This window comes from Yoonia sp. R2-816, from assembly GCF_046762905.1.
Classification (GTDB): Bacteria; Pseudomonadota; Alphaproteobacteria; order Rhodobacterales; family Rhodobacteraceae; genus Yoonia.
In genome coordinates, this window is sequence record NZ_JBKQXN010000268.1 from 1 (window position 1) to 346 (window position 346).

Genomic DNA, 346 nt, shown 5'->3' on the forward strand with positions numbered 1-346 from the left:
TATTTTTATGCACAAACGCTCACCCGAGCGGACGCCATAAAGAGGATGCTGAGGAGACAGTCTCTTCCAAAAGGCAGGACGATATTGCGACGTAGCGATGAAGAACAACGCGGACAGAAAGGTTCGCTTTCACCGGACATAGAAGCTCTGATTGACGTTATCCATGATTGTCGATCCGAAGCCGTCATCTATCGGAGTGCAATTGGTTCGAGAATGGCCCGGCTCAAAAAAACGAAGACTGGATATTTTGACAAGATCTCGCGTCGAGATATCGAGAATGTTCTGGGTACTCTGCCAAGTATTTTTCCAGAGTGGCTTGGTTCTCAGAGTTTTTTGAAAAGATGCG

General features: G+C 46.8%; 1 protein-coding gene. It reads left to right on the plus strand.

Going from position 1 to position 346, the window contains the following annotated elements:
• Positions 1–84: 84 nt before the first annotated feature.
• A partial coding sequence (locus tag ACFWW2_RS16725; RefSeq protein ID WP_393929788.1) for a hypothetical protein occupies positions 85–346 on the plus strand: 262 nt, incomplete at its 3' end.